This window comes from Geminicoccus flavidas (assembly GCF_009806515.1).
Lineage (GTDB): Bacteria > Pseudomonadota > Alphaproteobacteria > Geminicoccales > Geminicoccaceae > Geminicoccus > Geminicoccus flavidus.
In genome coordinates this window covers 1-21,625 of record NZ_WUJP01000997.1, presented here as the reverse complement: position 1 = coordinate 21,625, position 21,625 = coordinate 1, and the positions used below count along the sequence as shown (strand labels likewise).

At 69.3% G+C, this 21,625-nt stretch carries 13 protein-coding genes; 6 read left to right on the top strand and 7 right to left on the bottom strand.

The window, feature by feature from the left end:
* The first annotated feature begins 229 nt into the window (after positions 1-229).
* Genes EQG76_RS28325 through EQG76_RS28315 form a run of 3 tightly spaced genes read left to right on the top strand, consistent with a single transcriptional unit; the run spans position 230 to position 2,890 of the window.
* Positions 230-1,054, top strand: coding sequence for an ABC transporter ATP-binding protein (locus EQG76_RS28325; RefSeq protein ID WP_159718458.1), 825 nt, complete (start codon positions 230-232; stop codon positions 1,052-1,054).
* The gene (locus tag EQG76_RS28320) at positions 1,051-1,839 is read left to right on the top strand and encodes an ABC transporter permease (protein WP_159718456.1); all 789 of its coding nucleotides are present in this window, start codon (positions 1,051-1,053) and stop codon (positions 1,837-1,839) included. The genes EQG76_RS28325 and EQG76_RS28320 overlap by 4 nt, the downstream gene beginning before the upstream one ends.
* Positions 1,840-1,873: 34 nt before the next feature.
* A complete protein-coding gene (locus EQG76_RS28315; protein ID WP_159718454.1) occupies positions 1,874-2,890 on the top strand; it encodes an ABC transporter substrate-binding protein in 1,017 nt (338 codons plus the stop codon).
* 28 nt (positions 2,891-2,918) lie between these two features.
* Here the strand turns inward: EQG76_RS28315 and EQG76_RS28310 are convergent, their stop codons facing one another.
* The 3 genes from EQG76_RS28310 to xoxF5 all read right to left on the bottom strand — a co-directional run bounded on the left by EQG76_RS28310 (position 2,919) and on the right by xoxF5 (position 6,214).
* On the bottom strand, positions 2,919-3,782 hold the full coding sequence (locus EQG76_RS28310) for a substrate-binding domain-containing protein (RefSeq protein WP_159718452.1): 864 nt from the start codon (positions 3,780-3,782) through the stop codon (positions 2,919-2,921).
* A complete protein-coding gene (locus EQG76_RS28305; protein ID WP_159718450.1) occupies positions 3,782-4,318 on the bottom strand; it encodes a c-type cytochrome, methanol metabolism-related in 537 nt (178 codons plus the stop codon). Before EQG76_RS28305 ends, EQG76_RS28310 begins: the two co-directional genes overlap by 1 nt.
* Positions 4,319-4,393: 75 nt before the next feature.
* Positions 4,394-6,214, bottom strand: a complete 1,821-nt coding sequence (xoxF5, locus tag EQG76_RS28300) for a lanthanide-dependent methanol dehydrogenase XoxF5 (RefSeq protein WP_159718448.1) — start codon at positions 6,212-6,214, stop codon at positions 4,394-4,396.
* Between the two features lie 851 nt (positions 6,215-7,065).
* On the opposite strand from xoxF5, the gene EQG76_RS28295 reads away from it, so the two are divergent.
* The 3 genes from EQG76_RS28295 to EQG76_RS28285 are packed head-to-tail and all read left to right on the top strand — an operon-like array spanning position 7,066 to position 16,074.
* The gene (locus EQG76_RS28295; protein ID WP_159718446.1) at positions 7,066-9,411 is read left to right on the top strand and encodes a FecR domain-containing protein; all 2,346 of its coding nucleotides are present in this window, start codon (positions 7,066-7,068) and stop codon (positions 9,409-9,411) included.
* Between the two features lie 18 nt (positions 9,412-9,429).
* Positions 9,430-14,292, top strand: coding sequence for a PKD domain-containing protein (locus EQG76_RS28290; RefSeq protein WP_159718444.1), 4,863 nt, complete (start codon positions 9,430-9,432; stop codon positions 14,290-14,292).
* Between the two features lie 18 nt (positions 14,293-14,310).
* Complete coding sequence (locus EQG76_RS28285) at positions 14,311-16,074, top strand: adenylate/guanylate cyclase domain-containing protein (RefSeq protein ID WP_159718442.1); 1,764 nt, start codon at positions 14,311-14,313, stop codon at positions 16,072-16,074.
* Here the strand turns inward: EQG76_RS28285 and EQG76_RS28280 are convergent.
* The 4 genes from EQG76_RS28280 to EQG76_RS28265 form a co-directional block, all read right to left on the bottom strand.
* Positions 15,983-17,704, bottom strand: coding sequence for a M14 family metallopeptidase (locus tag EQG76_RS28280; RefSeq protein ID WP_159718440.1), 1,722 nt, complete (start codon positions 17,702-17,704; stop codon positions 15,983-15,985). The two genes, EQG76_RS28285 and EQG76_RS28280, sit on opposite strands and share 92 nt — an antisense overlap.
* Before the next feature lie 56 nt (positions 17,705-17,760).
* A complete protein-coding gene (locus tag EQG76_RS28275; protein WP_159718438.1) occupies positions 17,761-18,807 on the bottom strand; it encodes an ABC transporter permease in 1,047 nt (348 codons plus the stop codon).
* 10 nt (positions 18,808-18,817) lie between these two features.
* On the bottom strand, positions 18,818-20,335 hold the full coding sequence (locus tag EQG76_RS28270; protein ID WP_159718436.1) for a sugar ABC transporter ATP-binding protein: 1,518 nt from the start codon (positions 20,333-20,335) through the stop codon (positions 18,818-18,820).
* A 125-nt stretch (positions 20,336-20,460) separates the two neighbouring features.
* Positions 20,461-21,606 (bottom strand): sugar ABC transporter substrate-binding protein, encoded by a 1,146-nt coding sequence (locus tag EQG76_RS28265; protein WP_159718434.1) that lies wholly within the window; start codon positions 21,604-21,606, stop codon positions 20,461-20,463.
* Positions 21,607-21,625 lie beyond the last annotated feature (19 nt).

Genomic DNA, 21,625 nt, shown 5'->3' with positions numbered 1-21,625 from the left:
GCCGTTCCCATCCTGGAACGAGCGCGGATAGATCTGGTAGACGACCCCGTGCTGCCACCAGGCATGATCCGCCAGCGCGTTCTGCACCACTTCATAGCCTCCTCCGCGGCGCGGGCCGCCTCAGTGCGAAGTACCGGGCCCGGCTGTCCGTTCCCTGACAGGGCCCCGTGCCGGGCTTGCGCACCCTGATCGCCGCGGCATAACCAGGACTCGAGCCACGGGGAGGCGCATGACGGGTTCTCGGGACGCAGGCGCGCCGGCGGTCGAGCTGGCAGGCATCGCGATCGCCTTCACCCTGAGCGACCGGTCGACCTATCGGGCGGTGCAGGGCATCGACCTGCAGGTGGCAGCCGGCGAGTTCGTCGCGATCGTCGGGCCCACCGGCTGCGGCAAGTCCACCCTGCTCAATGCCTCAGCCGGCCTGCTCCAGCCCTCGGCCGGCACGGTGCGGATCTTCGGCACCCCGCTCGCGGGTCTCAATCGCCGGGCGGGCTACCTGTTCCAGCAGGACGCGCTGATGCCGTGGAAGACCGCGCTGGACAATGTCGCGGTGGCGCTGGAGCCGGCCGGGATCGGGCGCGGCGAGGCCAGGGCGCGCGCCCTGGAGTGGCTCGGCCGGGTGGGGCTGAAGGGCTTTGCCGACCGCTACCCGCACATGCTCTCCGGCGGGCAGCGCAAGCGTGTGGCCTTGGCGCAGATCCTGATCCGCGACCCGGAGATCCTCTTGATGGACGAGCCGTTCGGGCCGCTGGACGCGCAGACCCGGCAGATCATGGGCAACCTCCTGCTCGACCTGTGGGCGGCCGACCGCAAGGCCGTGCTGTTCGTGACCCACGACCTGGAGGAGGCGATCGCCCTCGCCGACCGGGTGATCGTGATGTCCGCCGGCCCGGCGGCAGGCCTGATTGGCGACCATCCGGTCCCGCTAGCCCGGCCGCGCGACATCGCCGAGATCCGGCTCGACCCGGAATTCCATGCCATCCACCGCACCATCTGGGGCTCGCTACGGGCCGAGGTGCAGCGCGCCTATGCTCAGGGCGAGGCGGCACCGTGAACCGCGCCGTCCTCCTGGCCCTCCAGCTCCTGGTGGCGCTGGCTTTCCTCCTCCTGTGGCACGTGCTGACCACCGTGCCGATCGGCGGCCGGAAGCTGCTCGACCCGTTCTTCTTCTCCACTCCTTTGGACGTGCTGGCGCGCACCTGGAAGGACCTGGCGGGCGGGGAGCTCTGGCGCCATCTCGGCATCACGTTGCTGGAGACCGTGCTGGCGTTCGCCACCGGTGCCACGGGCGGGATCCTCTTAGGATTTGCGTTCGCGCGCCGGGCACTGCTGGCGGCGGTGTTCGACCCTTATGTGAAGGCGGCCAACGCGCTGCCGCGGGTCGTGCTGGCGCCGATCTTCGCGCTCTGGTTCGGGCTCGGCATCTGGTCGAAGGTGGCGCTGGGCTTCACCCTGGTGTTCTTTATCGTGTTCTTCAACGTCTACCAGGGCGTGCGCGAGGTCAGCCCGACCGTGCTGGCCAATGCCCGGATGCTCGGCATGAACGAGCGCCAGTTGATGCGCCATGTCTACTGGCCGGCGGCGCTCACCTGGATGTTCTCGTCGCTGCACACCTCGGTGGGTTTTGCGCTCGTGGGCGCGGTGGTGGGCGAGTATCTCGGCTCGGCCGGCGGGCTCGGCTACAAGATCCAGCAGGCGGAGAGCGTGTTCGACGTGACCGGGGTGTTCTCCGGCATGCTAGTGCTGACCGTGTTCGTGATCCTGCTCGACGCGGTGGTCACGGCGATCGAGAAGCGGCTGCTGGTGTGGCGGCCGGCACCGGCGACTGCCACCAGCTGACGAGGACCGGCAACAAGAATCAGGGAACAGGCTCATGACGACCCGCAGAACGATACTGGGCGCCGCTCTGGCCGGTGCCGCTGCCCTCCGTCTGGCGCCGGCGCGCGCGGCCGCGCCCGAGCAAGCCTCGGTGGCACTGGGCGTGGGCGGCAAGCCGCTGCTCTACTACCTGCCGCTCACCATCGCCGAGCAGAAGGGCTTCTTCGAGGAGCAGGGGCTGAACGTCACGATCAACGACTTCGGTGGCGGGGCCAAGTCGCTGCAGGCGCTGATCGGCGGCTCGGTGGACGTGGTGACCGGTGCGTACGAGCATACCATCCGGATGCAGGCCAAGGGCCAGCCCATCCAGGCGGTGATCGAGCTCGGCCGGTTCCCGGGGATCGTGCTGGGGGTGAGGAAGGATCTCGCCGGCGAGATCAAATCGCCCGCCGACCTGGCCGGGCGCAAGGTGGGGGTGACTGCACCCGGATCGTCGACCAACTTCTTCGTCAACTACCTGATGGCCAAGGCGGGGGCCGACCCGCAGCAGGCGGCGTTCATCGGGGTGGGTGCGGGCTTAAGCGCGGTGGCATCGATGCAGCAGGGTGAGATCGAGGCGATCGCCAACCTCGACCCAGTGATCTCCAAACTGGAAGCCGACAACGCCATCACGATCCTGGCCGATTCGCGCACCGAGGCCGGCACCCGGGAGATCTTCGGCGGCTCCAACCCGGCCGCGGTGGTCTACCTGAAGACCGACTTCATCGAGGCCAACCCGAACACGGTCCAGGCGATCGTCACTGCGTTCAAGCAGTCGCTGGACTGGCTGGCGACGGCCTCGCCCGAGGACGTCGTGGCCACGGTGCCCGAGGCCTATTACCTGGGCGACAAGGACCTCTACCTGCGCGCGGTCGCGGCCAGCAAGGAAACCTACAGCCAGACCGGGATCATCCCGCCCGACGGCATGCAGAGCGCCTACAACATGCTCCAGCAGTTCGATCCCGAGCTCGCCAGCGCCGAGATCGACCTGGGCAAGACCTTCACCGACCGCTTCGTGGTAGCGGCGGGCTAGCGCCGGCGGGCCGGCCGCGCTGCGCCGGTCATGGCGCGGCGATCGGCCGGTTGCGCTGGTCCAGGAGCGGGATGCCGTAGTCCAGCAGGATTGCGTCGATCTCCTTCTGGTTGGCGCGGATCAGCCGGTTGAGCGTCCGCTTCCATTCCTGGTCGGAGGCGCGCACGCCCATGGTGATGTTGTAGATCAGGCGCGGGCGGTCTGGTTCTCGGAGGAGCGGCACCATCTGCAGCTTCGGGTCCGCACCTCGGGCATAATGGGCGGCCAGCGGCCCCCAGAGGATCCCGACATCGATCGTGCCGGCCTGGAGGTCGGTCACCATCGAACGGGCGGCCGAATCGACCCGCGTGTCCACCAGGAGCGGGTAAGAATGGACCTGGTCGATCAGGCCATGGCGGACCAGGTGGTCACCGGCCGGGGTGCCGGCGACCACGCCGACTCTCGCCTGGCCGAGGCGAGGGTCGGCCAGGGATTCGATCCCGTCCAGGCCCTTGCCGGGCACAAAGACCAGGGCATAGCTCGTGCGGTAGTAGGGGTTGGTGTTCTGGACGATCTCATCGCCTTGCGGGTAACCGATGATCACGTCGCATTTGTGCGCGCCCAGCGTGTTGCGAACGAAGCCGGTGACCTGCGGGAACCAGGTATAGTCCACCTGCTTGCCGAGCTTGGCCGCGAGCAATTCAGCGATCTTGTTCTCGAAGCCTTCGCCCTGCTGGTTCGAGAACGGCAGGTTGTTCGGATCGGCGCAGACCCGCAGGAATTCGGGGTCGATCAGCTCCAGCGACAGGTCGGCGCTGTCCGGCAGGCCGTCCTGCGCCGCGGCGGACGGCAGGCCCAGCAGCAGGACGGCCAGGAGTGCCGCTGCCAGGCCGCGCATCATGGTAGGTCGCATCAGTGCCCCATGCAGGCCGCTTCCGCCTCGGCGAACGCCTCGGGCTTGTCGGCGCGCTTGGCCGGCCGCACCCGGTCCACCGCCCCGTTCGCCCGGGCGCGCAGGTAGACGTAGATGTCGTCCAGGTAGCACATCACGTTCGGGTTGGTGCCGAGCGCCGGCATGACGTTCTCTTGCGCGGTCGACTCGTTGATCCGGCCGTTCACCACGACTTCCATGAAGTCGGCATAGCTGATGGCCTGGAGCGACCTGGTCAGTGCCGGCGCATAGGTCGAGCCGTCGCCGGCCGGCCCGTGGCAGACATGGCATTCGGCGTGATAGCGGCGAAATCCGGAATAGGTGTACCAGTCGACCGTGCCGTCCTCCTCGACCTTGAAGGTCGGGTTGCCTTCGGCGTCATACCATTTGCCGCTGTCCTCACTGACAGCCGTCGGATCGCCCGACCCGTCCTTCTTCGCCGGCCCGTCCTGGGCCAGCGCCAGGCCGGAGACCAGGGCGAGCGCCAGCGCGCAGAGGACCCTTGCACCGTGAGCCATCGCCAAAAGTTTTCCTCCTCGGGGGAAACGGAAGCGGGCCGGCTGCCAGGCCGGCCCGCGATCGTCGTGCTGGGATCAGTTCGCCGAGGTCACCTGGTCGGGCAGGCCGAACACGGTGAGCTGGCCGCCCAGCGCCGTATAGTCGCTAAGCGCCGCATAGCCGCCGACCGCACCGAGGCCGGCAGTGGGCTCGGTCAGGCCGGCCGCGAGACCAATGCCCGCCCAGCCGCCAACGCCCGAGAGCACCGCGATGTACTGCTTGCCGCCATGCTCATAGGTGGTGACGTTGCCAATGATCCCGGAGGGGGTCTTGAACTTGTACAGCTCCTTGCCGGTCTTGGCGTCGACCGCCTTCAGATAACCTTCCAGCGTGCCGTAGAAGACCACTCCGCCCTTGGTCGCGAGCGCGCCCGACCAGACCGAGAACTGCTCGGGCACCGACCAGACGATCTCGCCCTTGACTGCGTCCCAGGCGATGAAGTTGCCCATCCGGGTCTCGCCGGGAGGCGGGTACATGGACAGAGTCGCGCCGACATAAGGCTGGCCCGCGGTGTAGCTCACCCGGTAGGGCTCGTAGTCCATGCAGACATGGTTGGTCGGCACGTAGAACAGGCCGGTGTCGGGGGAATACGCCGCCGGCTGCTGGTCCTTGGAACCTAGTGCCGCCGGGCAGATGCCCGTGACATTGGTGTCCTCGCCCGCCTGGTGGGTGGAGTACCTGGGATCGACCTTCGGCCGACCATAGGTCGGCGAGTTCTTGTCCATGTCGATCTCGGTCGCCCAGTTGACCACCGGGTCGTACTTCTTGGCGACCAGCAGTTCGCCGGTCTCGCGGTCCATCGTGTAGCCGAAGCCGTTGCGGTCCATGTGGACCAGCGCCTTGCGGGTGGTGCCGTCGAAGTCGAGATCGGCCAGGATCATCTCGTTGACGCCGTCATAGTCCCACTCGTCGTGGGGCGTCATCTGGTAGAGCCACTTGGCCATGCCCGTATCGGGGTCGCGGGCGAAGATGGTCATCGAGTACTTGTTGTCGCCCGGCCGCTGCGACGGGTTCCAGGTCGAGGGGTTGCCGGTGCCGTAATAGATCAGGTTCAGCTCGGGATCATAGGAGAACCAGCCCCAGGTAGTGCCGCCGCCGATCTTCCACTGGTCGCCTTCCCAGCTGTTCAGGCTGGAATCCTTGCCGATCGGCTTGCCGAGCTCGGTGGTCTTCTCCGGATCGACCAGCATCTCCTCGTCCGGCCCGACGGAATAGGCGCGCCAGGCGATCTTGCCGTCGGACAGGTTGTAGGCGGTCATGTGGCCGCGCACGCCGAACTCGGCGCCCGAGATGCCGATCAGCACCTTGTCCTTGACCACGAACGGGGCGGCGGTGGCGGTCTCGCCCTTGCTGGGATCGCCGTTCTTGGCGGTCCACACCACCTCGCCGGTCTTGGCGTCGAGCGCCACCACCGTGGTGTCGGCCTGGTTCAGGATGATCTTGCCATCACCATAGGCTACGCCGCGATTGACCGTGTCGCAGCACATGACCGGGATCACCGACGGGTCCTGACGGGGCTCGTAGCGCCACAGGATCCGGCCGTCATTGTTCAGGTCGAGCGCGTAGACATTGTTCGGGAACGGCGTGTGGACATACATGATGCCGTCGATGATGAGCGGCCCGCCCTCGTGTCCACGCAGCACGCCCGTGGAAAAGGTCCAGGCCACCTGCAGCCGGTCCGCGTTCTCCGCCGTGATCTGATCGAGTGCCGAATAGCGGGTGTTGGCGAAGTCGCCGGTCGGCATGACCCAGTTCTTGGGATTCTCCGCCATCTTGGCGAGTTCTTCGTTGGCACTGGCGGCAAACGTAACGAGTGACGCAACGCCCGCGAGTGCTGCGATCGTGAAACGACGCATGGTTTGGCCTTCCCTGTAAGTTCTTTTGATAAGGCAACAACTACCGTGATCGGCGCGCCGGGCCCGGCCGCTGCATCGAGACCTTGCCTCGGGCTGTGCCTCGTTTCCTTCCTCCCTCCTTCTTATACTGGCTTTTCTTGGATCTGCTGGATGACCTGCGTGGAGGCTCAAGCCCCCGGGCAAGTCACCCCAGGCGCCTCTTCGAGGCTAGCCAAGCCACCTATCTGACGCAATCACTTTGGGCCAGACAGGGTTGCCCGGCGAAGTTCAAGCGTTTGCTGCGCTTGCACCGGAGTTGCGGCGTGGGACGCCGAAATGCCATTGGCAACCACTTCCGTCATGGATCGAGTGGTCGACTTGTCGCATCCCCAAGGCCTGCCTTGGCGCTCTGCGGACAACCATCCTGCACCGGCCGACGACACGTTCTCCTGAAATCCACGTGTGTAATGAACTTGTGCGGGACTCACTGCTTTGATCCGCCGGATCTCCCAAACATCGCCCGATGTTGCGGTTGCGGTCGTCTTCCACATGGCATGATCGGTGGATAGCGGAGTGGAGGCTTCATTCCAGAAGGCTGGATGTAGTGCAGTAATGATCATGGCCGTAGTTCCCGCGGTCAGACAGTTTTCGAGCGGTTGGAGTCCGCCGGATGGCCCATGGCGGGCAAGATACTTGTTGTGACGCGCCATGACGGCTAAATTAGCGCGGATTGATCATTGATTGTTTCCTGGACCGGTGACGATCCGGTCCATCCGGCCACTGCACAGCGAGAAGCCGGGAGATCGTGACGATTGGGGTTGGCAGCGGGGGAGTGGTGCCGTCGGTGACGGCGGCCGCCACGATGACGGAAGGTGGCTAGCGCGCGCGGAGCCCGGGCGTGGCGCTGCCTGCTGACCGGCCTCCTGGTCATGACAGCACAGGCGAACACAACGGCGGGCAGCGCCCAGGAAACCAGGGTCCGGGTGCAGGACGGGCAGAGCCTGCGCGACATTGCCAAGGCGGAGCTGGGTGATCCCGATCTTTGGACCGAGATCCTGCGCGCCAACGAGCTGCGCTCGCCCGCCGACGTGCGCCCGGGCATGGAGCTGGTGATCCCGGCCGGTGCCATCGCCGCGGCCGACCGCGCGCTGGACCAGGCGCTGGCGGCGATCCAGCGGGCCACGGCCGAAGGTGCCCGCCTGTTCGCGCCGGACGAGATCGAGCAGGGGATCGCCAGCTACGATGCGGGCGTCGCCAAGCGCAAGGCGGGGGACTGGGCCGGTGCCGCCGCTGCTGCCGGCGAGGCCAGGCAGGCCGCGTCGGCGGCCATGCAACTGGTGGCGGCCGGGCGCGACAGCCCGGCCGAGGCGCGGCTGACCGATCGCGAGGGCAGGGTGGAGGGCCGCACGCCGCAGGAGCTGGTCTGGTCGGACCGGGCCGATGATGCGGTGCTGATCGAGGAGGAGAAGGTGCGGACGCTGTCGCGCTCGTCCGCCCAGATCACGTTCCGCGACGACAGCCGGCTGCGCCTGAACGCCAACTCGCAGGCGGTGATCCGGCGGATGCGCACCGACCCGCTCAGCCGCACCGAGGAGGCCAGCGTCAGCCTGGCCGAGGGCGACTTCTATGCGCTGCTGAGCGGCCAGGGCCCGCGCAAGCGCTTCGAGCTGCAGGTGCCGGAGGTCGAGACCGACGTCCAGTCGCGCAGCTTCTGGGTCCGCCATGACGGCAGCGGCTCCAAGTTCACCAATTACGACGACGGGGTGCTGCGCGTCGCGGCCAACGGCCGGGAGGTGGCGCTCGGCCGCAACGAGGCGACCCTGGTGCGCGCCGGGCAGCGGCCGAGCGACAAGGTCGGGATCCGTGCCGCAACCGTCCTCCTGGCACCCCCGGACAACGGCCAGACGGTCACCGCCGATGTCGGCCTGCGCTGGGCGCCGGTCGAGGACGCGGCCGGCTATTGGCTGGAGCTGGCGCACGACCCGGGCTTCCAGCGGATGCAGCTCAGCCGCTGGGGGCTCAAGGACACGGATTTTGCCACCGGCGAACTGGCGGTCGGCACCTATTACTGGCGGGTCGCCGCCCTGGACAGGTTCGGTCTGCCGGGCGAGCGCGGTGCCACCTGGCGCTTCCATGTCCGGGTCGACCAGGCCCCGCCCTTCCTGTCAGTCACCGAGCCGCCGGAGCATGTGGCCCTCACCCGCTCACCGGTGCCGGTGCGCGGGCAGACCGAACCGGGCGCCCGGCTCCTCGTGGATGGCCTATCGGTGGCGGTAGCCGGCGACGGCAGCTTCGCCACCGAGGTCGCGCTGACGCCGGGCAACGGCCAGGTCCGCCTCCAGGCGACCGACCCTGCCGGCAACGTCACCGAGCGCCTGCGCGCCTACCGCTTCGTGCCGGACGAGGCGGACGTGCTGCGCTTCGATGCCGGCCTGCCGCAGCTCTCGCCCCGGCACTTCGTCACCCGCCAGGATGCAGTCTCCCTCACGGGCAGCACCCTGCCCGGTGCGAGGCTGCTGCTGCGGGCGGCAGGTCTGCCCCTGCGCGAGGCCGCCTATGCCGACAAGGACGGCCGCTTCACCCTGAACGTGCCGGTGGCCGCCGGCACGGCCGAGTATGGCATCGAGGTGGTGCAGCGCTCGGGCCGCACCAGCCGGGACGGCATCACCGTCAGCCTCGACCGCGACCCGCCATTGATCGGGCTCGACCTGCCGCCGCCCGCGATCACCGCGGTGGAATGGCTGCCCTTGCGCGGCCAGGCGGAGGGAGCGACCACGCTGAGCCTGAACGGCCAGCCGGTCCAGCTGATCGATGACACGTTCGACCAGACCGTGACGCTGGTGCCCGGGATCAACCGGCTCCGGCTGGAGGCCACCGATCTCGTGGGCAATGTGCGGGTGGCGGATTTCGAGGTCCGGCTCGATCAGCAGGCACCGGAGCTGGTCGGCTATCGGGTGAGCCCGCCGCGGGCAAGACCCGGCCAGCCGCTGCGGGTGGAGGTCCAGGCAAAGGACGCCTCGGGGCTGCGCCAGCTGGCACCGGCGCGGCTGCGCGTGGCGGGCGTCGAGTATGACCAGTTCCTGGAGCTGGGCGCAGTACCCGGCACCTATGCCGCCACCGTGCTGCTGCCGCCGGACGCGGCCGGGTCGGCCGAGCTGCGGGAAGTCGAGATCGAGGATTACGCTGGCAACAAGGCGCGGTTTTCGCTGGGCCGCTGAGGCCGTTGGGGAGGGGACATGAAGCAAGCTGCCCGGTGGCCGAAGCTGCGGCCCTGGCCTTTGGCCCTGTGCCTGCTGGTCCCCTTCTGTTTCTCGAGCGGCCTCGCCGGCGGGGCTGCGGCGGCGGAACCGCTCTCGGTAGTCTATGGCCCCGGGGCGCGCACCGCCGAGGGCGATCAGGACTACCGGGAGGTGATCCACCTGAGCGTTCCGGACAGCGTCACCGGACCCTTGTTCCTGCGGGTCCATGACGCCGATGCCGGCGGCGCCCATGACACCCGCTACGGGTCCGGCTGGGACACGCAGGTCCGCTACCGGATCTATGGCGGCAAGGGTGCCGCCGGGCCGGCCGCTTCGCCGGGCGACGAGGCGAGTGCTGCCGGCACGCTGCTGAGCGAGGCGGTCCTCGGGGAGGATGTCGCGGCGAACAATGCTTGGCGCACGCTCGCGCGCTTCTCGGCCGATGCCGGCGACCATGTGGGTGGCCGCTACGTGTTCCGCCTGGAGGTGACCGGGCTCACCGGCGACGACGGCAACGGCTTTCTAGCCACGCTCAGTCTGCGCGATCGACGCGACGTGCCGCCCGAAGGGCTGCTGGCCGAAGACCAGGCACCCACCGTGCGTATCCCTGACCAGCAGCGCGCCACGGAACTGGTGTTCGCCGTCCCGGATGATGCCGAGCGGCTCACGATCGGCAATTTCGACGCGGCAGCGGGCCGGGTCGCGTTCACCAGCACCTACCGCACAGTCGAGCTGGCACCGTCCGGGCAGGACGAATGGCAATCGGACACGGTCGAGCTGCTCTCGGACGAGCGGCGGAGCCTGGCGGCCCTGGTCCTGTCCGGCGGCCAGGAGATGCCCAACGACCTGACCCTGTCGGTGCAGGACGAGGATGGCCGGACGCTGCCGCTGCGCCTGCCGGCCAGGGCTGCACTGCCCAACGGGCGGCCCCTGCCGGCCGTGGACCATGCGCCGCTGGCCGACTGCTCGGCCATCGCCTTCGATGCCGGGCGCTCCAGCGATCCGGACGGGGGCAGGCTGGACTTCGCCTGGGCGTTCGGCGACGGCACCACCGCCTCGGGCGAGGCCGTCGTCCACCGCTATCCCGGCCCCGGCATCTATCGGGGCGCGCTGCGCGTGCGGGACGGCTCGGACCAAGTCGGCAACGGTGCGGCCCTGCCGTTCGAGGTGACGGTCAAGCGCCCGCCCGTCGCGGACGCTGGCGCCGACATGGTGGTGGCGCCTGGCACCGAGGTGCGCTTCGACGGCCAGGCCTCCCGGCCGGGCGATCGTCCGATCGCGAGCTATGGCTGGGACTTCCAGGACGGCGGCCGGGCGGACGGCCCAACGCCATCGCACGTCTTCGAGCGCTCGGGCACCTATGTCGTGACCCTGACGGTCCATGACGACCAGCCGGGGGCCTGCGACAGCTCGGCTGACCAGCTCGTGGTCCAGGTCAACGCGCCGCCGGTGGCGGTGCCGGGCCCGGACCGCCACGTCGCCGCGGGCGAGCCGGTCCGGCTGGACGGCAGCCGCTCGTTCGACGTGGACGGGGAGGTGCAGGACTGGACCTGGGACCTGGGCGATGGCACCCGGGCCAATGGGCCGGTGGTCGAGCACCAGTATGCCGCGCCCGGCAGCTATACGGTGACGCTGGCGGTGACGGATGCCGCCGGGCTCGCCAACAGCCGGACCAGTGCGGTCATGCAGGTTCTGGTCAACGACCCGCCGGTGGCGGTGGCAGGCGAGAGCCGCAGGGCGGCACTCGGCGAGGTCCTGACCTTCGACGGCAGCGGCTCGGCCGACCGTGACGGCCGGCTGGTCCGTTACGACTGGGATTTCGGCGGCGGGGGCAGGGGCCAGGGCCAGGTGGTGCGCTACGCCTATGACCATCCCGGCACCTACGAGGTGACGCTCACCGTCACCGACGACTCGGCCAGCGCCACCAGCCAGGCCAGCGACCGGCTCACCGTCACGGTCAACGCCCCGCCCGTCGCCGAGGCCGGCCCCGACCAGCGCGTCACCGCGAGCGAGGTCCGCTTCGACGGCAGCGGCTCGGTCGACCCGGACGGGCGGATCGTCCGCTATCTCTGGGCGTTCGGCGACGGTGCCACCGGCGAGGGCCCGGCCCCTGTCCATGTCTATCAGGCACCCGGCCGCTACCTGGTCCGGCTCACCGTCACCGACGATTCCGGCACGCGGCGCAGCAGTGCCGGCGACTCGCTGCACGTCACGGTCAACCAGGCGCCGATCGCCGATGCCGGCCAGGACCTGCTGGGTGCGCCCGGCCAGGAGCTGCGCTTCTCCGGCTCCGGCTCGATCGACCCGGACGGCGACATCGCCACCTATCACTGGGACTTCAAGGACGGCACCGCCGCCTCTGGCGAGGAGGTCACCCACCGCTTCACCAAAGCCGGCGTCTACGACGTGCAGCTCACCGTCCAGGACGATACCGGCCAGCCGGACGCGGTCGACTTCGACAAGGCGAAGGTCGTGATCAACGCCCGGCCGATCGCCAAGGCCGGCCCGGACGTGCTGGCGGCACCGGGCGACCCGGTCGTGCTGGATGGCGGCAACTCGTTCGACCCGGACGGCCGAATCGCCGGCTATCTCTGGGCGTTCAGCGACGCTGCGGAGCCGGCGGTCGAGCCGAAAGTGACCCGCAGCTATGGCGAGCCCGGCGTGTACGGCGCCCGGCTGACCGTCACGGACGGCAGCGGTGCCGCCAACGGCAGCGACCAGGACGAGGTGGTCATCCGGATCAACCACCAGCCGGTCGCCCATGCTGGCCAGGATCAGTTCGCCTCGGACAACACGGTCCGGTTCGACGCCTCCCTGTCGGCCGACGCGGATGGCGACCCCCTGGTCTATCTCTGGGACTTCGGCGACGGCTCGCCGCCGATAGGTGGCGTCCGGGTCGCCCATACCTATGCAGAGGGCGGCGTCTACCCGGTGCTGCTCACCGTCGACGACGGCACCGGGCTCAGCAACGCCAGGGCAGTGGCGGGGATCACGGTCACCATCGACCGTCCGCCCGTGGCCGATGCGGGGGGCAACCGCGAGGCCTGTGCCGGCGACATCATGGTGTTCGACGCCAGCCGCTCGCAGGACCCGGAAGGCGGCGTGCTCCGCTACCGCTGGGATTTCGGCGACGGGACCGGCGCCGACATCGTCAACCCGACCAAGACCTACCTGACCGGTGCGGTCTACCCGGTGACGCTCACGGTCTCCGACGATTCCGGCTTTGCCGCCAACCATCACACGGACCGCGTGCTGGTCCGGGTCACCGAATCACCGATCGCGGATGCCGGGCCCGACCAGCTCGCCTGCGCCGGGTCGGAAGTGGTGTTCGACGGCTCCAGGTCGCGCGACGCGGATGGGGTGGTCAATCGCTTCACCTGGGATTTCGGCGACGGCAGCACGGGCGGCGGCGATCGGCCGGTCCATGTATTCAGCAAGCCCGGCGAGTACCGGGTCATGCTGACCATCGACGGCGACGATCTCGGCCAGTGCGCCAGCACCAACACCGACGAGATGAAGGTGCGGGTGGTGGATGCGCCGGCGGCTCGGATCGCGGCACCCGACCGGGTGGGGGCGGGCGCACCGGTGCGCTTCGATGCCAGTGCCTCCACCACCGCGGTCGGCCGCATCACCGGCTGGCAATGGGCGTTCGGCGACGGGGAGACCGCCACCGGCCCGGTGGTCGAGTACCGCTATGCCAAGGCCGGCAGCTACGTGGCCCGGCTGACCCTCGAGACCGAGGGCGGGATCCAGGCGTGCAGCACCATCACCGCCAGCCACCCGATCACCGTCAACGCGCCGCCGGTGGCCGATGCCGGCCCGGACCGGGCCGCCGCGGTGGCCGAGGAGATCCTGTTCGATGCCGGCGGCTCGCACGATCCGGACGGCGGGATCGTCGCCTATCGATGGGACTTCGGCGACGGCACTACGGCCAGCGGGATCAACGCGCGGCACAGCTTCCGCAAGGGCGGTCGCCACCTCGTCACCCTGACCGTGACCGACGACATGGGCCTGCCGAACAGCCAGGCCAGCGACACGGCCGAGATCATGGTCAACCACGAGCCGGAGCCGGTGATCGCGGCCCCCGCCTCCGCCTGTCCCGGCGAGCCGCTGCGCTTTGGCGGCGGCGGCTCGAAGGATGGCGATGGCGAGCTCGGCCAGTTCGCCTGGAACTTCGGCGACGGTGCCACGGCTGCCGGCAGTGACGTCACCCACAGCTTCGCGGCACCCGGCCTCTACGAGGTGACGCTGGCCGTGGACGACCGCAGCGGCCTGAAGAACGCGCAGGCCCAGGCGGTGCTGCCGTTCCGGGTCAACCGCCAGCCGCGCGCGATCGCCGGGCCGGACCGGCTGGTTTGCCCGGACGAGGATGTCCGGTTGGACGGCCGGGGCTCGGTCGACTGGGACGGAAAGCTGGTGCGCCACCACTGGGATTTTGGCGACGGGGCCACCGCCGAGGGTGCGGAGGTCAGCCACCGCTTCGCCGAGCCCGGCCTCTACGACGTGCGCCTGACCGTGACCGACGATTCCGGCTCGAGCTGTGCCACCGCCACGAGCGTCGCCCGGGTCCGGGTCAACGCCACGCCGGTGGTCGCGATCGCAGGCGACCGCACCGGGTTCGTCGGCGGCGCCCATGACCGGCTGCTGCTGGATGCTTCCGGCTCCAGCCATCCGGACGGCGCGCCTTTGACCTTCCGCTGGGAGCTGGGCGACGGCAGCGTGCTGGCCGGCGACAGGGTCCGACACCGGTTCGCGGAGCCCGGGGTCTATCCGGTGCGCCTGACCGCCAGCGACGGCACCGGGCTCGCCTGCGGCCAGGCGGTGGAGCAGGTCGAGGTCCGTGTCCAGGCCCGCCCCTGACCGGCCGGAGGACCGTCGATGCCGCGGCTGACCCTGCGCTGGAAGCTCCTCCTGTTCGCGGTGGCGATCGCGGTCCTGCCGATTCTGGTGGCGGCCCAGACCATGATCCGGATCGGCCAGGACGAGCTGAAGAGCTCGGCCAACGAGCAGCTCCTGGGCGTCGCGACCGAGCTGACCCGCGAGATCAACGACATGTTCGAGCGGAGCTGGCTCGGTCCCTTGCTGCTGATCCGCAACGCGCTGGACGACGAGCGGCTGGGGGTCGAGGAGAAGATCTCGCTTCTGACCCTGGGCCTGTCCGCGATCCCCGACATCGCCGCCTTGCAGATCACCCTGGCCGAGGCCGACCTGCCGCTCCTGGTGACCAAGGACGACATCACCCAGCGGCTGACCAATGTCGGGCTGGAGCCTTTGGCCGTGCTGCGCGTGGCCCCGGCCGACATCCAGGCCGCTGCGGAGGCCGGCGACATCGTGGCGCCGGAGGTGGCCCATGTCGCCGAGACCGATGACTGGCTGGCCACCATCGTCCTGCCGCTGAACAATCCGCTCGCCGGCCAGGCGGCGATCCTGTCGGCCCGGGTCGACCTTCGGCGTTTGAGCGAGATCATCGCCGGCAACCCGTTCGCCCGGACCGGCACCATCACCGTGGTCGACGACCGGGGCCGCCAGGTCCTCCATGCCGACCGTGCCGACCTGCACCGCTACCCGATCGTGGCGGAGGCGCTCAGCCTGCTGTCCTCGACCTCGCGCTCCCTGGGCGTCGAACCCTATGCGCGCCCGGATGGCCAGGTGATGCTCGGCGCCTATGCCTTCCCCAGGGCGTTCCGCTGGACGGTGCTGGTGGAGCGGCCGGAACGGGACGCCTATCTGGCGGTCGCCAAGATGACCAGCAGCCTGCTCTGGTGGGGCATGGTGGGTCTGGCGGTCGCGGTGCTGGGGGCAGTCGTGCTGTCCTTCCTGATCAGCCGGCCGATCCTGGAGATCGATCGGGTGGCCACCGAGGTCGGCCGCGGCAACCTGTCGGTGCGCGTGGTCCGGGGCGTCCATCTCAAGGACGAGATCGGCGACCTCGCCCGGCGCATGAATGAGATGATCGTGGGCCTGGCCGAGCGGCTGAAGCTGGAGCGGTTCGTATCGGGCGGCACCATGGCGGCGATCCGCCTGTCCCGCGACGATGCGATCGAGCTGGGCGGCACCCGCCGGCGCGCGACCATGCTGTTCTGCGACATCCGCGGCTACACCGCCTTTGCCGAGCAGCACGAGGCGGCCCTCGTGGTCGAGGTGCTGAACTTCTACTTCCAGCACCTGGCGGGCCTGGTCCAGGAGTACCAGGGCGACATCGACAAGTTCGTGGGCGACGAGATCCTGGCGGTGTTCACCGGCGAGGAGGCCGAGCGCCGGGCAGTGGCGTGTGCCCTGGCGATGCAGGCGAAGATGGCGCAGCTGAGTGCCAAGCGGCCGGAATGGGACCTGTCGATCGGCATCGGGATCAACTCAGGCGAGGTGATCATGGGTGCCATGGGCAGCGCTGCCCGCATGGACTACACCGTGCTGGGCGACGCGGTGAACCTCGCGGCCAGGCTCTGCGGGGTGGCCGGCCGCGGCCAGACCCTGGTCAGCAGCGCCACGTTCGAGGCACTGGGCGAATCCGTGGGCGCAGAGCTGACTGCCCGGCCGCTCACCCTGGAGCTCAAGGGCAAGCGCGCGCCGACCCTGGCTTACGACGTGGCGCAACGGGCCGCGACCCCCCTGGAGGCCGGGGGCGGTGCTGCTTCCGGTTAGGCCGGCACAGTTTCTGGTAGATCGCCACCGCATGGAGGACCGCCCGCATCTGTGCGGTATGCAGGCGGCGGAATTCGGCACCATGGACGGTCTCGTCGGGTGCTTCGGTGATCACCGTCAGCGGCGCCTCGTGATGGCGGCCCTCGGTCAGGAAGCAGGGGACGCCGGCGATCACCCGGAACGGCTGGGCGTTGGAATGCTGGCGCAGGGCGGCGAGCTGCCGGGCATTGGCCAGGGCCAGCGCCGGGTCCGCTCCCAGCCGCCGGGCCAGGGTCGCCATCAGCCGAACCGCCAGCCGGCGCCAGCCCGGATGGTGGGTGACGATCAAAAAGAAGCCCCTTGGGATCGTCCACTGCTCGAAGCCCGCCGGCAGGTAGCCGGACAGGGGCCGGGTCCATTCGTGTGCGGGATAGCCATGCAGGTTGAGATGCAGCCGCGCACCAGAGTGCTGTAGTGCCGAGAGCCTGGCCAGCCGCTCTTCGTTACGGCTGGCCGAAAGGTCGGCGCCGGTCGCTGTGTAGCGCGCGGCATGGTGCATGTGGTGCGGGTTGTGGGCGATCAGCCGCTGGTGCAGCGCATAGCCGTCGACATTCTCGACCGGGATCAGGGCGAAATGCGCCCGTTTCTGCCGCATCAGCACTGCAGCGGCGCGCAACACGCCGATTACGCCGCTGGTCTCGTTGCCGTGCTGGGCGGCGCTTATCAGGACCGGGGCGGCGCTGCCCGGCCGGTAGAGCCAGGGGACCAGGCGGCCCTGAACCGAGCGCGTCTGGAATACTCGTCTACCCATTGCCCGGAGTGCGGCCTGCACCTGTGCGAGCGGCAGCGGCCGCTCCGCCGAGGCGAGCGGTGCCGGCCGCGGGCCCGCAGCCTCTCCCGGATCGTCCGGCGGGTCGGCCATGATCCGCAGGCTGGTCGCCGCCGAACCGGCGCGGATGTCCGGCACGATCTGCAGCGACCGGTTCCCGCCGCCCCCTGCCTGGAAGCGCTCGCGTAGCGCGAAGAACAGGTCCTCGTGCAGTGCTTCCGCCAGGCTCAGGACCTCGTCGCCCCAGCCGAGCGGCTCGTCCCCCGCCGCGATGTCGGCCCGGATCTCCAGCCGCGCTGCCGGCACGCCCGTGGCCGGCACCGCATCGAGTGCCTGCCGGAACAGGGTCGCGTACTCGGTGTCGAGTGGCCCATCGGTACTGCCGGTGATGCGCAGCCAGCCGGAGGTGACGAGCACGGGCCGGCCGAAGCTGCTGGCCTGGACCACATTCGGCGCGAACACGCGATGCCGCCGGCAATTGCCGTCCCGCCCGTGCAGTTCCACCTCGTAGGTCAGCCCGGCGCCGCCCGGCTCGAACCGGACCGCCACGTCCGGCAGCAGCATGGCGAGCGGGTAGGTTTCCAGGAGGAAGCGGTCCGGGTGGGCCTCCGGATGGCGGGGATAGCGGACGACGGCGCTGCGGACCCCGGCCAGGTCCGCCTCCTCGCGAAAGAAGGCCAGCAACGGCTTGTAGGCCGGGCGGATGCGGGCAGCGATGCCCAGGTCGGCCAGCCGGGCCTCGGCCTGCGCCCTGGCTGCCCGGTCCTCGAACAGCCAGGCCTCGACCGGCCCCGGCGGCGGATCGGCGTGGAACCTCGCCACGAGTGCCTCCAGCGTGCGCTCGAGGCTCCGCGCGAGCAGGACCGTCCGCCCCGCCGTCAATTGCCGCCGGCGGTCTTGCGGCGGCGCCACTGGTCGAAGATCACCACCAGCACGATCACCAGGCCCTGGACGATCCGCTGCCAGAACGGGCTGACATTGAGCAGGTTCAGGCCGTTGTTGAGCACGCCGATGATGACCGCACCCACCAGCGAGCCGATCACGCCGCCCTCGCCGCCGAACAAATTGGTCCCGCCGATCACCACCGCCGCGATCGAGCGCAGCTCCTCGCCGTCCGCCATCAGCGCGTTGGCCGAGTTCAGCCGGCCGACCATGATGAGGCCAGCAATGGCCGCGGTGAGCCCGGAGATCATGTAGGCCATGATCTTGGTGCGGCCGATGTCGATGCCGGCGACCCTGGCCGCCTCCCGGTTGCCGCCGACCGCGAAGATCGCGCGGCCGAGTGCCCGGTAGCGCAGGATGTAGAAGCCGGCGAGCGCCACGATCAGCGCGATGATGGCGCTGATCGGGATGCCCAGCACAGACCCGCTGCCGGCCTGGATCAGGGCGGACGGCAGGGCGGCGCCACTCGACATCGACTGGAAGGAGGGGACCGGCAGGCCGTCGGTGACGATCAGGGCCACGCCGCGCAGCACGGTCATGGTGCCGAGCGTGGCGATGAAGTCCGGGATCTTGAAGCGGGCGATGATCCAGCCGTTGAGCGCCCCACAGGCGCAGCCGACCCCTAAGCCGATCGCGATGGCGAGCGGTGCCGGCAGAATGCCGAAATCGTAGCCGAACAGGACCAGTGGCGTGGTCAGCAGCACCGTGGTCACGCAGGCGGACAGGGCCGCCACCGCCGCCACCGACAGGTCGATGCCGCCGGTCAGGATCACGAAGGTCTGGCCCACCGCCAGGATCGCGGTGAACGCCGACTGGCGGGTGATGTTGAACATGTTGTCGAGGGTCGCGAAGTGCGGCGTGGCCATCGACAGGAAGACGCACAGGATCACGAGCGCGATGAACGGTCCGCCGCGCAGCAGGAGGTCACGGTAGCGGGTGCCGGCACCGCCGGGTGCGGAGGGAAGGGATCGCTGGGAGGCCATCTTGGTTCTTTCAGCTCGCGTGGCGCAGGAGGGCTTCCTGGCTCAGCTCGTGGCGCCCGAGCTCGGCCGAGACCCGGCCGCCGCGCATCACCAGGACGCGGTCGGCCATGCCGATCAGCTCGTTGAGCTCCGACGAGATCATCAGGACGGACATGCCGCGCTGCACGAGATCGCCCATCAGCGCGAACACGTCGGCCTTGGCGCCGACATCGATGCCGCGGGTCGGCTCGTCGAACACCAGGATGCTGGCCCCGCTCGACATCCAGCGCGCCAGGATGACCTTCTGCTGGTTGCCGCCGCTGTAGAAGCGGACCGGCGTGGTGGTGGTGGCTGGGCGGATCTTCAGGTCGGCGATGTAGCGCTGGACCTCCTCGCTTTCCCGCCGGTGCTGCAGGGCCGACCAGGGCGAGCGGTTGCTGAGCCAGGGCAGCGACAGGTTGGGGCCCACGGTGAGCATCGGCACCAGGCTCTGGCGCCGGTCGCGGGTGAGCAGGCCCAGGCCCTGCGCGATCGCGTCCGCCGGCGTGCGGATCCCCCGGTCCTGCCCATTGATCCGGATGCGGCCCCGGCTCTTCTGCAGGCCGAACAAAGCGGCGGCAACTTCCTCCTGTCCGGCACCCATCAGGCCGAAAATGCCCAGGATCTCGCCCTGATGGAGGGTGAAGGACAGGTCCTGGAGCGTCTTGCCGGCGCTCAGGCCCGCCACCTCCAGGGCCGGCGCGCCCTTGGCCACGACGGGCTTGGGGAACTGGTCCTCCAGCGAGCGGCCGACCATCATGGAGATGCAGCGGTCCTCGTCGGCCTCGTCCGGCAGGATCGTGCCGACCACGCTGCCGTCCCGGAGCACGGTGACCCGGTCGGCGATCATCGGGATCTCGGCCAGGTGGTGCGAGATGTAGATCATGCCCACACCGCGTTCTTTCAGGCGGCGGATCACGGCGAACAGGCGTTCGCGCTCGGCATCGGACAAGGCTGAGGTCGGCTCGTCCAGGAGCAGGATCTCCGGGTTCCATTCCAGCACCCGGGCGATCTCGACCAGCTGCTGCTCGGCGATCTGCAGGCGGCCGACCTCCGCGCCCGGATCGATCGCAACACCCAGGCGCCCGACCGCCTCAGCGGCCAACTCGTGCGCCCGCTTCCAGTCGATCTGCCCGAACCGGTTGGTCGGCATGCGGCCGAGGCAGATGTTCTCGGCAACGGAAAGAGCCGGCACCAGGCTCAGCTCCTGATGGATCAGGCCGATCCCCAGCGCCTTAGCACTGTCCGGGGTGAGACCTGCCACCTCGCGGCCGCGCACCACAATCCGCCCGGCGGTCGGCGCGTACTCGCCGGCCAGGATCTTCATGAGCGTCGACTTGCCGGCCCCGTTCTCGCCCAGCAGCATCTGGACTTCGCCGGCCAGCAGCTCCAGCGAGACGCCTTTCAGCGCCCGCACGCCCACGAAGGCCTTCTCGATCGATTCCAGGCGCAGGAGGACCGGCGCGCCGGCGGGGGGTGCGGCGGACGGGCGGAGGACGGTCGCGGTCACGGACTGTTCCAGGAGACGGTATTATTTTTGTCATGGCCGGCCTTGAGCCGGCCATCCAGGCAACGGAGCCGTCAGGCTGGATGGCCGGATCAGGCCCGGCCATGACGAGCAAACAGCGAGGCCGCTCAGCCGGCCTTCTTGCAGTTCGCGCGGATCGTGTCCCAGTCGATGTCGGGGAGCTGCGGGTCTGGATAGAACTCGCGGGCATTGTCCACGTAGACGGTGCGCGGGCGGATGTCGAACTGGGTCGGGGTCTCCACTTGGCAGGCCAGCTGCACCGCGAACTTGGTGCCGAACCAGCCCCAGTCGGCAAAGCCGTGGGTGGTCTCGGCGATCAGCCGGTGGTTGGCGATCTGGTCGACCGATTCCGGTGTCACGTCGTTGGTGAACACCGCGACCTTGCCCGAGCCCGATTCATGCGGCTCGTTGGCCAGCTGCAGGCGGTTGGCGTTGCCCAGCGCCAGCATGGCGCCCAGGCCCATCTCGTTGGACGCGGCCCAGATGAAGTCCAGATCCTGCCCGGCGCTCTGCATGAAGTCCTCAGTGCAGCGCGTGGCCTTCTCGCGGTTCCAGTCGGCAGCACACGGGTTGCCCACGATCTCCACGTTCGGGAACTGCTTCATGACTTCATGAAAGCCGCTCAGCCGTGCCGTGGAGAAGAAGCCGCCGGCGACACCCTCGATGATCACGCCCTTGGCCTTGATCTTGGCCCGCTCCTCCTCGGGCAGGTCGGCATAAGTCTTCTGCCAGAACTCCAGGTCGAGATAATCGCCGGGCTTCACCTCGACCTTCTCGCCGGCACCGAGCACGCCCGGGCCGCCAAAATAGTCGGCCACCGAATAGGCGCTGACCATGCCGCCCTGGGTATTGTCGAAGCCGATATAGGAAGCGATGTCGAGGCCTTCGATCGGCTCCAAGAGGTTCACCACGATCACCGGGATGCCGGCCTCGCCGGCCGCGGCCAGGGCGGACCGCACCGTCTGCACTTCCGAGGGCGAGACCGCGATCACGTCGACCCGGCGCTGGATGAAGTCCTCGATGATCGCGACCTGGTCGGCGAACGCCAGATGGCTGGTGGGGGCGCGGGTGATGACCTCGACGTTGAAGCCATGCGCCTTGGCGTCCTGCGCCGACTTCTCGAAGAAGTCGGTGGCGGTCTTGAACACGCCGGTGATGTCCGGCGGCGCCCAGCCGATCGTGACGGTGACCGGCTCCTGGGCCTGTGCCGTGCCGAGCGCTGCCATGCCCAGGAGCGACGTCGCCATGCCCATCGCGATGGCCGTCTGCCTG